At 40.3% G+C, this 14,399-nt stretch carries 15 protein-coding genes, 1 pseudogene and 1 other annotated feature; of the genes and pseudogenes, 6 read left to right on the top strand and 10 right to left on the bottom strand.

The annotated features are described in order from the left end of the window. Positions 1 to 572: 572 nt before the first annotated feature. Entirely contained in the window at positions 573 to 878 is a 306-nt protein-coding gene (locus A4245_RS18975) for a rhodanese-like domain-containing protein (RefSeq protein ID WP_067730836.1), read from the bottom strand. A 148-nt stretch (positions 879 to 1,026) separates the two neighbouring features. On the opposite strand from A4245_RS18975, the gene A4245_RS18970 reads away from it, so the two are divergent. Continuing rightward, positions 1,027 to 1,764, top strand: coding sequence for a hypothetical protein (locus A4245_RS18970; protein WP_067730834.1), 738 nt, complete (start codon positions 1,027 to 1,029; stop codon positions 1,762 to 1,764). 85 nt (positions 1,765 to 1,849) lie between these two features. Here A4245_RS18970 and leuS read toward each other — a convergent pair whose 3' ends face one another. Next, positions 1,850 to 4,264: a leucine--tRNA ligase gene (gene leuS, locus A4245_RS18965; RefSeq protein ID WP_067730832.1), complete on the bottom strand. Its 2,415-nt coding sequence runs from the start codon at positions 4,262 to 4,264 to the stop codon at positions 1,850 to 1,852. A 145-nt stretch (positions 4,265 to 4,409) separates the two neighbouring features. Beyond that, positions 4,410 to 4,630 (bottom strand) — a binding site (T-box leader). 212 nt (positions 4,631 to 4,842) lie between these two features. Here leuS and A4245_RS18960 point away from each other — a divergent pair. After that, positions 4,843 to 5,400 (top strand): tRNA 5-(aminomethyl)-2-thiouridylate-methyltransferase MnmM, encoded by a 558-nt coding sequence (locus A4245_RS18960; protein WP_067730830.1) that lies wholly within the window; start codon positions 4,843 to 4,845, stop codon positions 5,398 to 5,400. A gap of 446 nt (positions 5,401 to 5,846) precedes the next feature. Here the strand turns inward: A4245_RS18960 and A4245_RS18955 are convergent, their stop codons facing one another. From A4245_RS18955 to A4245_RS18925, 7 genes and pseudogenes are all read right to left on the bottom strand, one after another. Beyond that, positions 5,847 to 6,113, bottom strand: a complete 267-nt coding sequence (locus A4245_RS18955) for a hypothetical protein (RefSeq protein ID WP_067730828.1) — start codon at positions 6,111 to 6,113, stop codon at positions 5,847 to 5,849. A gap of 223 nt (positions 6,114 to 6,336) precedes the next feature. Further along, entirely contained in the window at positions 6,337 to 6,726 is a 390-nt protein-coding gene (locus A4245_RS18950; RefSeq protein ID WP_199860721.1) for a VOC family protein, read from the bottom strand. A 28-nt stretch (positions 6,727 to 6,754) separates the two neighbouring features. After that, complete coding sequence (locus A4245_RS18945; protein ID WP_067730826.1) at positions 6,755 to 7,105, bottom strand: VOC family protein; 351 nt, start codon at positions 7,103 to 7,105, stop codon at positions 6,755 to 6,757. Between the two features lie 99 nt (positions 7,106 to 7,204). Beyond that, positions 7,205 to 7,543 carry a DnaJ family domain-containing protein gene (locus A4245_RS18940; RefSeq protein ID WP_067730824.1) on the bottom strand — a complete coding sequence of 113 codons (339 nt, stop codon included), beginning with the start codon at positions 7,541 to 7,543 and terminating at the stop codon, positions 7,205 to 7,207. An 18-nt stretch (positions 7,544 to 7,561) separates the two neighbouring features. Continuing rightward, a pseudogene (locus tag A4245_RS18935) lies at positions 7,562 to 7,889 on the bottom strand (VOC family protein). 100 nt (positions 7,890 to 7,989) lie between these two features. Further along, the gene (locus A4245_RS18930; RefSeq protein ID WP_067730822.1) at positions 7,990 to 9,012 is read right to left on the bottom strand and encodes a DUF2332 domain-containing protein; all 1,023 of its coding nucleotides are present in this window, start codon (positions 9,010 to 9,012) and stop codon (positions 7,990 to 7,992) included. Between the two features lie 12 nt (positions 9,013 to 9,024). Further along, positions 9,025 to 9,483 (bottom strand): GNAT family N-acetyltransferase, encoded by a 459-nt coding sequence (locus tag A4245_RS18925; RefSeq protein WP_234402448.1) that lies wholly within the window; start codon positions 9,481 to 9,483, stop codon positions 9,025 to 9,027. A gap of 285 nt (positions 9,484 to 9,768) precedes the next feature. Here A4245_RS18925 and A4245_RS18920 point away from each other — a divergent pair, with 285 nt between their 5' ends. Together A4245_RS18920 and A4245_RS18915 are read left to right on the top strand one after the other, a co-directional pair. Next, on the top strand, positions 9,769 to 10,095 hold the full coding sequence (locus A4245_RS18920) for a PadR family transcriptional regulator (RefSeq protein WP_067730840.1): 327 nt from the start codon (positions 9,769 to 9,771) through the stop codon (positions 10,093 to 10,095). Continuing rightward, entirely contained in the window at positions 10,095 to 10,853 is a 759-nt protein-coding gene (locus A4245_RS18915; protein ID WP_067730820.1) for an HAAS domain-containing protein, read from the top strand. Before A4245_RS18920 ends, A4245_RS18915 begins: the two co-directional genes overlap by 1 nt. A 166-nt stretch (positions 10,854 to 11,019) precedes the next feature. On the opposite strand, the gene A4245_RS18910 is transcribed toward A4245_RS18915, so the two are convergent. After that, positions 11,020 to 12,105, bottom strand: a complete 1,086-nt coding sequence (locus tag A4245_RS18910) for a tetraprenyl-beta-curcumene synthase family protein (RefSeq protein ID WP_067730838.1) — start codon at positions 12,103 to 12,105, stop codon at positions 11,020 to 11,022. A gap of 92 nt (positions 12,106 to 12,197) precedes the next feature. Here A4245_RS18910 and A4245_RS18905 point away from each other — a divergent pair, with 92 nt between their 5' ends. Together A4245_RS18905 and A4245_RS18900 are read left to right on the top strand one after the other, a co-directional pair. Further along, positions 12,198 to 12,719, top strand: a complete 522-nt coding sequence (locus tag A4245_RS18905) for a gamma carbonic anhydrase (RefSeq protein WP_067730818.1) — start codon at positions 12,198 to 12,200, stop codon at positions 12,717 to 12,719. 220 nt (positions 12,720 to 12,939) lie between these two features. Continuing rightward, positions 12,940 to 14,399: trypsin-like peptidase domain-containing protein (locus tag A4245_RS18900; RefSeq protein WP_157087774.1), on the top strand; the 1,460-nt coding region annotated here is incomplete at its 3' end.

The raw sequence follows: 14,399 nt of genomic DNA, 5'->3' as shown, positions 1-14,399 counted from the left end.
TGAATTAGCTTAGTCAGAAGACTAGCTTCTGTTTGTTGCTTGTTCGAAAGAAAACAGTGTTTTCTTTCTAAACATACTGGTTGTTTTGTTCAGTTTTCAAAGAGCAAATTTGTATACCGTCATTAAAAACAGCGACTAAATTATTGTACCACATTTCGCAAGCTCATGTCAACAGTGTTTTTCTTTTAACCTGTTTTGTTTCCCTGTTCTTGCGGTGGATACTTATTATAGCACTTTTTACAAATGCTTGTCAACACAGTTTCGTAATTCTGTCGAAAAAAACTATTTTCTGTTTGATTTGTATCACCTGTTCCGTGACAGCAAGATTAATAATACACTCATACAGACCTAAAATCAAGCAAAAATATATAGAGGTTATTTCCATATACTCCAGAAATAACCTCTATCAAAAAAACCGGTAAAAATGACACAGCAAAGTTCGCACGTATGCTTGCTTTTGTTCCCTTGGAAAAGGAAAGCACTATTACGGTTTTTAGTGTGCGTTTGCTTGAGGTAAAACACAATCGAACTTCTCGGTCCAATTACTCCTTTTTAAACACACAAATAAGCAATTAGACGATTACTTCGCCTTCCCACTCCAGCATGCCGCCCTTCATGTTAATCACTTTAAAGCCTTGCTCACTCAGATATTCTGATGCATTCATGCTTCTCTTTCCTGAACGGCATACCATTATATAATCTTTGTTCTTATCTAAGTCTGGAGCAGCTTCAGGAATTGATCCCAATGGTATATGCTTTGCATTCTTAATTTTCCCTTGAGCAACTTCCTCGTCTTCTCTTACATCGATAACTACAATATTATCTTTATCCATTATCTCTTCTACTTCAGATGGGGTTATTTCTTTAATTCCAGCCATTTCACTCATCCTTCCTGTAATCTCTTCCATTTAATTTTACGGATATTGTGCATAGGATGCAAACACGACGCACAATCTAAGTATGATAACAATATTGCGTTAGTTGACTATTTTTTCAATTAAGCAACATGAATGGAGCGTATTCATTATGAAACTGTTGTTTCTTCTATTATTAATCTCCCCAGCAGCTGCACTGGTCTCTGAAACAGACTCACGCGATACAATGGTAATCGAGAATTACCAGGCAGATGTTACCGGGGACGGGGAAAACGAGACGATTGAATTAAAAGGGAAATTGTTTTCCCCTGAGGCACAATACTATCAGGATATATGGGCAGAAATAACTGCAACTGCAGGTGCTGATTGGAAGGTCAGCTATGGGGGAGGTTATGAGCCAGAGCTGCAGTTTATCGATTTAAACCATGATGATATTATAGATATCTTTTACCAAAGTCCTACAGGTGGCAGCGGCGGATTGTACACATATAATTTAAGTTCATTCGCACATGGTAAAATGAGCGAAATCGAATTACCGGAACAATTGTACGTAAATGGTCAGTTCGAGGAAGATTTTAAAGTGAAAATAGAAATTGTGCCAAATGGCAAGCCGATTATTATGGACGTTAAGGATAGATCAGAAGACTATGTTCGCCTGGGTATTTATGATGAAGCTGGTAGCCTATTAAAACATACCCCTATAATGATTGACCCAATTGCTTTCTTTGCTCCGTTATTAATCAGTGATTCAAAAGGATACGGGTTAAAAAGTTACCAGCAAATCAGTGGTGCTTATCATGCAGATCAATTGGGAACGATAGAAACGTTATGGTATTACGAAAGAGGAAAATGGATTATTCTCAAGACCGAATGGAAACCTGCGGAGTGAAACCCCTATTAAAAATAACCGAACTAAAAGTCAAATAAAAAAGATCTCTTCTATAATGTTAATGAAGAGATCTTTATTCATGTACTTAATTTGCCACGAAGTTAACAAGTTTACCTGGTACGACGATCACTTTACGGATTGTTTTTCCTTCAAGCCACTTTTGCATGCCTTCGTCAGCAAGGGCAGCTTTCTCCAGTTCATCCTTGGAAATGTCAGCTGGCACACTAATTTTTGAACGTACTTTACCCATTACCTGCAGAACGACTTCAACTTCATTTTCGACCAGTTTAGATTCATCAAATACCGGCCATTCCGAATAGGTGATGGTTTCAAAGTGTCCAAGCTTTTCCCAGATCTCCTCCGCAATATGAGGTGCTACAGGAGATAGAAGCTTCAGGAAGCCTTCCACATAATTCTTAGGAATACTGTCCGCTTTATAACCGTCATTAATGAAGACCATCATTTGTGAAATACCGGTATTAAAATGAAGGTTTTCAAAATCCTCGGTTACTTTTTTCACTGTCTCATGGTATACCTTATCAAGCTCAGGGTTTTCACTGTCTGTAATCTTCTCGGAAAGTGTTCCATCTTCATTAATGAACAATCTCCAGACACGATCAAGGAATCTTCTTGCCCCATCAAGTCCGTTTGTCGACCAGGCAACAGACGCATCAAGCGGGCCCATGAACATTTCATACAGACGAAGTGTATCTGCTCCGTGAGAAACAACGATATCATCCGGGTTAACGACATTCCCTTTGGATTTACTCATTTTTTCGTTGCCTTCACCTAGTATCATTCCTTGGTTATATAGTTTCTGGAATGGTTCTTTTGTAGAAACTACACCGATATCATACAGGAATTTATGCCAGAAACGAGCATACAGCAAGTGAAGTACCGCGTGTTCCGCTCCACCGATATATATATCGATTGGCAACCATTCTTTCAATGCTTCAGGATCTGCAAGCTGTTCCGTATTGTCCGGATCGATATAACGCAGGAAATACCAGCAGCTGCCTGCCCATTGCGGCATTGTATTTGTTTCGCGACGGCCTTTCATCCCTGTTTTGGGGTCCACGACATTGACCCAGTCCGTATTATTCGCAAGTGGGGATTCACCTGTGCCTGATGGCTTAATTTCAGACATTACCGGAAGTTCAAGTGGCAGCTCTTCTTCGGGAACTGCTGACATGGAACCATCTTCCCAATGTATGATCGGAATTGGCTCACCCCAGTAACGCTGTCTTGCAAACAACCAGTCACGAAGACGGTAGGTTATTTTCTTTTCGCCTTTCCCTTCTGCAACAAGCCAGTCAATCATTTTGGAAATTGCTTCGTCTTTTCCAAGTCCATTCAGGAAATCAGAATTTACATGCTCACCGTCACCTGTGTATGCCTCTGTTGTCACATCTCCACCGGCTACAACTTCAATGATTGGCAGATCAAATTTGGAAGCAAATTCATAGTCACGTTCATCATGGGCAGGAACCGCCATAATCGCACCCGTTCCATAGCTCATCAGTACATAATCCGCAACCCAGATTGGCATTTTTTCATTATTTACAGGGTTCACTGCATATGCTCCAGTAAATACACCTGTTTTGTCTTTAGCAAGATCTGTACGTTCCAGGTCCGACTTTGTCTGTACGTCATTTAAATAGGCGTCAACTGCATCTTTTTGCTTTGCGGTTGTAATTTTTTCGACAAATGGATGTTCTGGTGCAAGCACAGCGTAAGTCGCACCAAACAATGTGTCTGGACGAGTTGTGAAAACAGTAAACTCCTCATCGTGTCCATCAATATGAAATGTTACTTCTGCTCCTTCTGAACGCCCGATCCAGTTACGTTGCATTTCTTTCAGGCTATCCGGCCAATCAAGTTCATCCAGGTCTTCAAGCAGACGGTCGGCGTATGCAGTGATTTTCAGCATCCATTGCTTCATCGGTTTACGTACGACTGGATGACCGCCGCGTTCGCTCTTCCCATCAATTACTTCTTCATTTGCCAAAACGGTGCCAAGCGCCGGACACCAGTTAACCGCAACCTCATCGATATAAGCTAGCCCTTTTTCATACAGTTTGGTGAAAATCCATTGGGTCCATTTATAATAGTTCGGATCGGTTGTGTTAATTTCACGATCCCAATCATAGGAGAAACCAAGCTCCTGGATTTGTCGCTTAAATGTAGCGATATTTTTCGCCGTGAATGCGGCAGGACTGTTTCCAGTATCAATTGCATATTGTTCCGCTGGCAGGCCAAATGCGTCCCAGCCCATCGGATGCATTACTTCATATCCCTGCATACGTTTCATTCGGGAAAGTATGTCTGTTGCGGTATAGCCTTCCGGATGCCCGACATGCAGCCCCACTCCTGATGGATATGGGAACATATCAAGTGCATAGAATTTTTCTTTGCTGGAAAATGTCTCTGTTTTAAATGTTTTATTTTCCAGCCAATGTTTTTGCCATTTCTTTTCGATTTGCTGATGATTGAAACTCATCGAATCGACCTCCCTTTCACTGCTCAACACGTTGTATTAAAAAATGTATAGAATCATTGTCCGCATAGATATCTGGGCAGGTACAGACACGTCAACGAAGCGTCTGCTGCATATTTGTCCCCATAAAAAAAGCCACTCATCCCCCAATAGGGACGAGAAGCTGTATCTCCCGCGGTACCACCCAAATTAACGCATCGTTTGCGTTCGCTTGTATTCCTTAACGCGGATGAGACGGCAAAAGCTATTCATGTTCACTTCTGCAACATTAAAGGTGAGTTCGTAAGTTTTCCCAGCGACAGTTTCCACCACACACTGCCTCTCTATGCCTGAAAAAAAATTACTACTGGTCCTTATCAGAGTCGTTGAATTATTTAATCGAATTATAATGAATACAGTTCTTATTGTCAAGAAGACGGCCCATACTTCACTTTCGCCATGCTCTTATTTTATTCAAGACAGATCAGGACGCCAGTGGATTTTTTCAGAAATTTACCAATGCCTTTTCCATTTTTGTGAGGAAGGTTCCATGATAAAATAGGAAGAAGAAAAAATATATAGTAAAGGAAAGTGCATCTGCCATGCTAAAAGGAATTCTTAATTATGCGCACTATTTACTTGAAGAATCGATTGAAAAAGGTGAAAAGGTAATTGATGCAACCTGCGGAAACGGAAATGACACTTTATTTCTGAGCCGGGTTGTCGGCGAAGATGGTCATGTATATGCATTTGATATTCAAGATGAGGCGATTGCAAACACAAGAAAAGCATTGATCGAACACGAATGTGCAAATGTATCCTTGATACAGGATAGCCATGCAAACATTGCCGACTATATAAAAGAGGAAGAAATAGGTGGAGCAATTTTTAATCTTGGCTATTTACCTAGAAGCGACAAATCAGTCATTACGAAAGGCGAGTCTACCGTAACAGCTGTCAATACAATATTAAACCTGCTTAAGAAAGGAAGACTGATCATACTTGTTGTCTACCATGGCCATGACGGTGGGAAAGATGAAAAGGAAGCCCTCTTAAAATATCTTCTCCATTTAGATCAGAAAAAGTTCAATGTATTACGCTACGGATTCATAAACCAGAAAAATGACCCGCCATTCATACTCGCAGTCCAGAAAAAGTAGGTGCCTGTCACTCCCCGAATTTTGTCGATGGGTGTCGAAAAAAGGGAGCAAGTTACTCATGCGAGATGCCTTGCCCCTTTTATTGGAATGCACTCCATCCGACCACCACTTTAGCTCCAGGTTTTCAGTAATCCTGCAATGCCCCTGAAAAGAAAGCGAAATAGAAAAATAATCATTTCCGGTATGAAGAAAATAATGTCCAATAACCATTCCCATTTTTTATTCCTTTTTCGTTTTTCTGTTCCAATTGCATTCACTCTCCCTTTTCTCCCTTCAGAACTGCCACTTGCTTCTCCAGTCTTTTTAATTCCATTTCAAAGCCATACTAAAAAACGCCAGCTGCAAAACCAAAGATATCCAAGTAGCCTATACCCTATTTTGTATGCTGCTCCGACTAATCAATACGAATGACATGGGGATAATGTTTCACCGCATTGGGCATTGTTTTATTTTCCTCCACGCAAACTTGAAAATGTCTCACCAACCAGACTCAGAGACAGGAGCATTACGATAACAGCAGCAGCAAAGAATAAAACCGCATAGGAGACAATGTTATCCGGATTTACCTGATTATTTATCTCAAGGGACATAAAACTGACCGGAACAGCTTGTGCACTATTTGAAACCCCAAGCAAACCAATTCCATCACTGACCAAAGATACTGCAAGATACGCAAACAGAATTGCCAATCCCCACCGTAAGATTGTCCCCACTGCAAATCTCCTCCATTATAAGCTGAGCGTAATCGTTTCCTCGTTCGGGAAAAACGTCTGTTATATATTTATTTCTCTGTCCAATCAAATATCCCTTCAAAAATATTAAATCAAGCATATAATGTATGTGAAAAGCTTTACACTACCGTCCTTTACCTAAGAGCACATCGGCAAAAACATTACCACTCCTAAAGAAAATCCCCGCTTGTCAGAAGACCGCGTTTTATCCCGTGCAGGCCATAATGACATTCCCATCCGGGTCTGAAAAATTAAACCAGGCAAAATTCTCTCCCACCCGTTCAATTTCTCTCACGATATTCACACCATTTTCCTTTATAAATTCGTATGCTTCATCAATATCGTCCACCATGAAATTGACGATGGGATTTGGGCTCGGTTCGTGCTTGAAGCTTTTGTCAAACGTATGGTCATCCAATGTCAAGCCTGTTGTCCCATTGATTGGCATATTATACACAGGGGATTCTACTTGTTTGAGGTCGACTTCCACCCCTAAAATCCGACCATACCAATCCACAGATTTTTTTAAATCCTTCACATGGATAAACACAGCACCCATTTCATTTTTTATCGGTGAGTTTTTCAATTTGTCCATAACAATTCTCCTCTCCTTTGTTTATGTTCTATTTCCAACAGCAGACTTGTAACCTATTGCCATCTGAATCCAGAAAATCAAAGAATCTATTTACGCCATCACTTTGCAGCTCACCAACCGATACCCCCTTCTCTGCCAGAAATGTATATAACTGATCAATATGTTCTGAAAAAAATATCGGAAATGGTTGATTGCCATTTATTTGCATGTCCCCTTTTTCCAATGTTAAAGGTATTCCTCCCTCCCCTACATCCAGCACACAATATCCGTCACCATTAAATGACGTCTGAAATCCTAGAATTTCCTCATACCATTCACTTGCTCTTTTGACATCCGAAACATGTAAACAAATCGTATCAATCCTATCGATCAATCCCATTATTTATCGCTCCATTATAAAAGAATTAAAATACGTGATGGCAAAACCCGTAAAGATTTAACCCTTTTCCTGTAATTTTAAAAGCACCAATCAAACCACTCACCAAATCTCCTTCGCCTTTTCCAATTCATAGAAATCGACAGGCAATTTCTGCATGGAAGATGGACAGACACCATTGTATTCCTTTATTTTGAGATTGATCTTTTTTATGTCCTTCTCTGTCCTGGCTTTGTAAACTAATGCAGAGATTTCCTTTTGCAGCTTTAGCCAATATGGCAAATAGCCTGCATCCTTGGCGATTTTTTGGAAGTTCTGAAAAACATCTCTTTCCACATAACCTTTTGGCAATGGTTTTCCCTTCCCTTTTAAAGGAACGTTATCCTTTTCGCCAGATGCCTCGAGAATATCACCAATCAAATCGTTATATTCTTTATCCATGGTAAAACCTCCTTTCGGTTATAACTCTTGTGCCACGATTTCCACCTTGATTCTGTCAGGATCTTCAAAATAAACAGCATAATGATTTATTCCGCCGGCATATGGATGCATGTCCGGATACAAGATTGGAATACCTTTTTGGTGTAGCTGCTTTGTAATCGCATCAACCTGTACGATCGATTCTGCATGGAATGCCAGATGATTAAGACCAATATGCTTGCGGTGATAAGAAAAAAGAAAGAAACTTCTCTTCTGTCTGCACAAAAACAATATAACTGTCATTTAATTTCCAGCTCCGCCCCTGATCCCACTTTTGAAACAGGTGGTATCCCAACTCCTCCAACAGCCATCCCTAAAAATCGGTCGATTTGGACAGATCCGAAACGTTTAACTCGATGTGATGAATGAGTCCTCTTTCCATTTGCCAGCCTCCAATCTATATATCTTCAAGCCAAATTCCATTCGAACCACCTTCCATGCCCATCCGTCTCACCGATTGTATTTTCATGAAACGTTCCATCCATATAATAATCAAGATGCAACTTTCCATCCCAAATATTATTATATATATGAAACACATTTCGATTTCTGCCAATCTTATTTATTTCCTCAAGCAACTCTTCCTTTACTTCTTTTGTCATTTGATTGGCTACATGGGTATGGAAAATGCATAACGCGCTTTTCTCAGGTATTTGTTCTGCAAGAGATGGGAGTAACTTTACACCATCTCCTTCCATCAGTTTTGGTGGGTTTTTCTTATATTCCTTCACCGCTTGTTCAAAATTGGTTACACGATCTCTATGCTCCGGCCAAATCAGTGCTCTCAGCCACAGGTAATCTTCCTTATTCCTCAGATCACAAATATCCAGATCTATTCCAATACGTTCCTCCACTGTGGGAACTGCATCAAGATGCGTTAACTTGCCATTTTTAACCAGCGTCTGTAAGTGTAACGGAGCATCCTTGCTTCCATACGTCTTCCCATCGCCATAAGAATAAGAAAAGCGATCCCATAACAACTGAAGCCCTGCACTTGTTCCTATTTCAATTAAAGAAAGTGGAGTATTTGTTTTTCTGAAGATGCAGCAAAAAACAGGAAATAAATAAGCACAGCGCCTGACCTCATTTGTCTGCACATTTTTAGTTTTGAGGATAGAGATAATTTCTGTTTCGTAGGCTTTGCAGAAATGTTTAAATTGTGGAAAGGAACCTTCAGGTGTTTCTGCCTCACGGGTTATGCTCGGATAAAATTGTTGCAATGGGTGACTTTTTCCTTTCAATAGTAAATAGTGTACCGCTCCGTATAACAGATTGGGGACCGGCTGCGCCTGACGAGCATGTGAGCTTAACCCAAGTAACCAATCATCATCGGCAATCTTTAGTGAAAGATGCTCATATAGCGGACTCGAATCTTTACACTCCACTTCACCAAAATGCCGAAATACTTTCGATAGTTTCTCTTGACCCATAGGTAATCCTCCTTATTCATTTTGCGAATCAACCGAATCAAGCATCTTGTAAAACCCTGTCGCCTTTCCTTCAAAACCGCTTCGTTCATAAAAACGATGCGATTCGTTCCGTTCATCCCGGTTTCCACTGTTAAGGACCAGTTTATGAATACCTTTTTTCCTTGCTAGAGATTCGGTTTTCTCGAGAAGCTTTCTCCCCACTCCATGATTTCTGTAAGCAGATGCCACTACAAATGCGACAATTCTTATATAGTCATCATTTCTTTCATAATGATGACTTTCCATCATACCGATCATCCCCACAACTGAATCGTCTACAACCGCTACGAACGTATGGTATGAGAGGGCTGCGTTTATTTTTGAAAAGCGCTTTTGCATTTCCTCTTTTGTTGCGGGATAGCCCAGCTCACCCATAAGTCCGGCTAACTGTTCTACATCATTTTCTTTCGCGCTGCGAACTGTTACTTCCACATTATTCACTCCTTTATTTTTCAGACTCCAACCGTTTAAAACCGCTACCGTGAAACGTGGGCATCACCTTGTGAGCAGTATCTCCACTCACTACGTATACTAATTCGATAAAAACTATTGAAAATCCTTTGCATAGAAAATAAAATTTCACCCTATATCTTGCATTACAAGGTAATCAAATATATACTTTCTGTATACCTTGTAATACAAGACATATAATTTACCTGAAATATCTTGCATTGCAAGAGTCATGGAGGCGATTTCAGTTTGTCAACAACGACACAGATGATGAAAGGGATTTTGGATGGCTGTTTGCTTGCCATCATCAAAAACAAAGAAGTTTATGGTTACGAACTGGCTGAGAAGCTTGCAGATTATGGATTTGACAATTTCAGTGAAGGCACGATTTATCCTCTATTGCTTCGAATGCAAAAAGAAAAATTCGTTACGTCCACATTAAAGAAATCGACTGCCGGACCGAAGAGAAAATATTATTCTCTCACCGAAAAAGGGGAAGATGAACTGCGTGACTTCCTTGATCGATGGGATTATCTGCAAACGAGCGTAAATAATGTGCTCAGTCATGAAGCTGTTAAAAAGGAGTTGAAATAATGGTGAAAGAGGAAGTCGAACTGTCAGAGGAGAGCAAGAAGTTTCTGGAAGACTTACGTGTCTATCTATTTTCAAGCGGAAAAAGTGAAAGCGAAATTAAGGAGCTCGCAGAAGAATTGGAGGATCACTTCGTTGAGGCTGAAAAAAACGGCAAATCCATCGAGCATATTATCGGGCATTCACCAAAAGATTATATGGATCAGCTTGCTGCAGAAATGTCCGTTGATTACAAAACCTGGAGCAAATATATCCCCCTGATTATCATCGGTGCGTTTTCCTTTGTGATCATCAGTGACTTATTTGAGGGAACACTCTCCTACTCTTTATTGGAGATTTTTGGTTTTATTGGGATTACCTTATTTTTCCTGGCAGGCACGTCCTTTATTTTCCGTTATGTTTCCGGAAACAATCTGAATCGGAAACAAGAATTTGCCATTCTTTTTATACTTGGCATACTACCAACAGCCCTGTTTGTTTGTCTAATCCTGCTTAACAGTAAGATCGACACGCCCATTGTCCACTTCGGTATGGCAGATACCATCATTATAGCCATTGTCACATTTATTTTTCTGACTGCTTTTTCAATCTGGACCCGCAGCTGGGTGTTAATTGTCTTTATTGCCCTGTTAAATCTCCCTGATTTCTTGCTGGGCCTTACTTCCATGAGTGAATCCTTACGCCTCACTGCCAGTACATTAACAACGTTTGCCGGGCTGGCCATCTACCTGCTGCTGGTAAGCCGTATGGCTAAGAGATAAACGAACTGCAACTGGGTGGATAGATGTTCCAATCAGTAGAGCTGGACGTTCAAAAGCGGATGTAACTGTTTATGAGTAAGAATAAATTGCTGCCAAAAAAATAAACCTACCTGCTCTATGGGGGATTACCGACTAAACATCGGCAAATCCCTTTTTTGCTTTCTGCTTAACTTTCCATCCTATAATAGAATTTTATATTAAAGTTAATGAATCTTGCGCCAGTCCCACTGGCTTTCAACAATGTCCTGCTCAAGTTTTGGGAACCTTTTATTTTCTTCAATTTATCGTCGGCCAAATATAATCCAACCAAACCTTGTACAATCATTTCATGAAATTTCCTGTCTGGAAGGTGTTTTACATGCTGATTGGATTGCTTTATAAAAAATAGGATCCGTTGCTGCATTTCACTTTGACTGCTGTAATACCTGCAAAAATTCAGGTCTCCCTCTTCCATATCTTCCTGTTGATCGATATAGTAATCAAGCAAAATATGCAGTCCCTGCACATAAGGAAAATAACCATGAAAAACATTTTCTGCGATTTGGTTGTTAATCTTATTTCCAAGCGCATAGGATACCAGACAGTAGATTCCCAGGGTAGAGCCGGCTGCAGCAGAAAATTCATACCAGCTAAGATTGGATGCTTTTTCCTTATTTTCCTCATACCAGGCTGTAAGACGCGGAATCCGTTCTTCCGCTTTTACATGCTTATGCACCTGCAACTCGGAATACAATTTTTCCAGCTGCATCAGTTGTTGCCGTATCGCCTCATAGCCGTCAAGTTTTTCTAAGATCAACTGACAGGTTTCAACGAGCGCATGCAAATATCCCCCATCATCCTGATCAGTACGAAAATGATAATAATCCTTCCGTTCATTTCCTGGTGAAAGAGCATCCTTCATTGCCTGATGCAGCATTTCAAAATCACGCGGATCAAGCGATGTACTGCGATCACAGAGATTGTCAAGATAGTCACTGATTGTCTGATATGCGATAATAAATGTTATTGCTTCCTTCATCTTATTCCCTGCAAGCAGAGAATAGACACCCCCACCCTGGCAGTGAAACTTTTTGGACCGGATACTTGCCAATGCCTGTGTCCGTAATTCCTCATTCGGAATCTGTTTCGCCCGACTCTTCCAACAGCCAATCTCTTCATCTACCATCGGAAAGATTTTTTGAAACATGGACCTCAGTAAGGTTATTGTGTTTCCTGGTATCCGACTCACATTGTTTCCTCCATTCCTATACATTTTTTCCATTGTTTTCCCTGTAAGTTTGCTATACTAATAATATCATCATAATTAGTGTAAAAAAAACAAAATGTACAAAGGAGGACAAAGCCGTGATCGACCATTATAAAAATATGTATCCAAAAATACACGACAGTGCTTTTGTTGCTAAGGACGCGGTCATTAATGGAGATGTAGAGATTGGCGAGGAATCCAGTGTATGGTTTAAAACCGTCATTCGCGGAGATGTGGCGCCGACCCGTATCGGCAAAAGAGTAAGCATCCAGGACCTATCCATGCTGCACCAAAGCCCCCATGCACCACTGATTGTCGAGGACGATGTAACGATCGGTCACCAAGTCACCCTCCATTCTGCCATCATCCGAAAAAATGCGTTGGTAGGAATGGGGTCCATTATTCTGGACGGAGCAGAAGTTGGCGAAAATGCATTTGTAGGCGCTGGCAGCCTTGTGCCACCCGGAAAGAAAATCCCACCTAACACCATGGTGATGGGCAGACCAGCCAAAGTAGTGCGCGAACTGAAAGAAGAAGATTATGCAGAGATGGAACGGGTCAGAAACTCTTATGTGGAAAAGGGAAAATATTATAAAGAACATACAGATATGGGGATTTAATAAAAATCTCCTGCTGCAGATCATTCCAAAAACGTTATCTCTGACACTTTATACTGGGGATAACGTTTTTAAGATGAATATAAGTCTCCTCATCGATCACAATCCATTATACAGAACTGTGTTCAAAAACAATAAATAACAGAAAACAGCCTAAATTCACTAAATCCCTTTAAAATACATGGTATAATATACCTAAAAAGAAAAGTGAAGAGGTGGACGTATGTACTGTCCAGATTGTGGGAAGGAACGCAGGGAAAATTCAAGATACTGTCAACACTGCGGAAACAAACAAAAGAGGAATTATAAATTTTTATGGATTTTGACGGGTTTGCTTTTTGCAGGTGTTGCAGGCTACTATTTTTTAACCGGAAATTCTGAAACAGCTGACGCCAATTTTGCCATATCAAAAAACCCAACTGCCGAAGTAAGTACTGTCCAGAATAAGGATAACCTTGAAATGCGAGGGGCTGAAAAGCAGGTCCTCGAGCCTGTTCAGGAGCGGGAATTAACAGATATCATTGCTTCCGCACAAGAAACTGTCTACACCATATTAACAGACTACAGTCAGGGATCGGGATTTTTGTACAACAACAATGGTACAGTTGTGACAAATGCCCATGTTGTTGAAGGTTCAACCGATGTTTTTATAAAAACGATAAGCGGACAGTCGTTTTCAGGCAAAGTAATCGGATATTCAAATAGTACTGATGTGGCTGCCATTCATGTACCTGATTTGGTTGGCAGAGAACCTTTTGCTTTAGAGGTTTCAGAGCCGAATTTGGTTGGAGAAGAAGTTATTGCATTAGGAAGTCCGCTTGGCCTTGAGAACACAGCGACGATGGGCTACATTACCGGACAGGACCGAAATTTTTATATTGGATCCTATACGTATGAAGACCTATATCAGATATCCGCTCCCATCTCACCTGGCAGCAGCGGAGGGCCATTAATCTCTAAATCCTATGAAAAAATTATCGCGATCAATTCAGCCGAAAGTACAGCGGATTCAACAATAGGATTTAGTATTCCGCTCTACACTGTAGATCAACTTATAATGTCCTGGATTGAAAAACCAATGAGCGAAGAAGCCATATTGGCTCAATTCTACGATATAAATGGTAATTTTTACTTTGATGACTTATGGAGTTATAGTGATGGATATTTTGATGATGGTTATTATTCCGATGAGAATTCCTATTATGACTACTGGGAATACGACTATGACGATTTTTGGTATGAATATGGAACAGATATTTGGGAGTATTACGATGAAGATTACTACGATGATGATTGGTACAACGAGAGTTATGAAGATGAGTACGAGGATTGGTACAGTGAAGATTATGAAGATGAGTATGATGATTGGTACAATGAAGGTTATGAAGATGAATACGAAGATGAGTATAATGATTGGTACGATGAGGGTTATGAGGAAGAATCCGAAGCTATGTATGAGGAAGAAGATTGGGTAGAAGAAGACATTGAAGAAATTACCAATGAATTTGAGAATGAAGCAGTTTACTTTGATTCTACCAAGGATGAAAATTGGTATTATGATGAGCAATATAACGAGTGGTATTATTACGATGAGCATGAAGATACCTGGTATTTTTATGACGAAACGGGTTTGTCAAATAAAGTGTGTAAGTTCAAACTTACTCCAAGTATTTTAAAACCCTA

This window comes from Oceanobacillus damuensis, assembly GCF_001618145.1.
In the GTDB taxonomy this organism is placed as follows: Bacteria; Bacillota; Bacilli; order Bacillales; family Amphibacillaceae; genus Oceanobacillus; species Oceanobacillus damuensis.
The sequence above is the reverse complement of the archived record's forward strand: the minus strand, read 5'-3'. Positions and strand labels throughout refer to the sequence as shown.

Excerpts from the sequence above, each read along its gene's own strand:
- A4245_RS18975 (WP_067730836.1), bottom strand. The coding sequence starts at position 878 with ATGGCTGGAATTAAAGAAATAACCCCATCTGAAGTAGAAGAGATAATG.
- A4245_RS18970 (WP_067730834.1), top strand. The coding sequence starts at position 1,027 with ATGAAACTGTTGTTTCTTCTATTATTAATCTCCCCAGCAGCTGCACTG.
- leuS (WP_067730832.1), bottom strand. The coding sequence starts at position 4,264 with ATGAGTTTCAATCATCAGCAAATCGAAAAGAAATGGCAAAAACATTGG.
- A4245_RS18960 (WP_067730830.1), top strand. The coding sequence starts at position 4,843 with ATGCTAAAAGGAATTCTTAATTATGCGCACTATTTACTTGAAGAATCG.
- A4245_RS18950 (WP_199860721.1), bottom strand. The coding sequence starts at position 6,726 with ATGGACAAATTGAAAAACTCACCGATAAAAAATGAAATGGGTGCTGTG.
- A4245_RS18945 (WP_067730826.1), bottom strand. The coding sequence starts at position 7,105 with ATGGGATTGATCGATAGGATTGATACGATTTGTTTACATGTTTCGGAT.
- A4245_RS18940 (WP_067730824.1), bottom strand. The coding sequence starts at position 7,543 with ATGGATAAAGAATATAACGATTTGATTGGTGATATTCTCGAGGCATCT.
- A4245_RS18930 (WP_067730822.1), bottom strand. The coding sequence starts at position 9,012 with ATGGGTCAAGAGAAACTATCGAAAGTATTTCGGCATTTTGGTGAAGTG.
- A4245_RS18920 (WP_067730840.1), top strand. The coding sequence starts at position 9,769 with ATGATGAAAGGGATTTTGGATGGCTGTTTGCTTGCCATCATCAAAAAC.
- A4245_RS18915 (WP_067730820.1), top strand. The coding sequence starts at position 10,095 with ATGGTGAAAGAGGAAGTCGAACTGTCAGAGGAGAGCAAGAAGTTTCTG.
- A4245_RS18910 (WP_067730838.1), bottom strand. The coding sequence starts at position 12,105 with ATGTATAGGAATGGAGGAAACAATGTGAGTCGGATACCAGGAAACACA.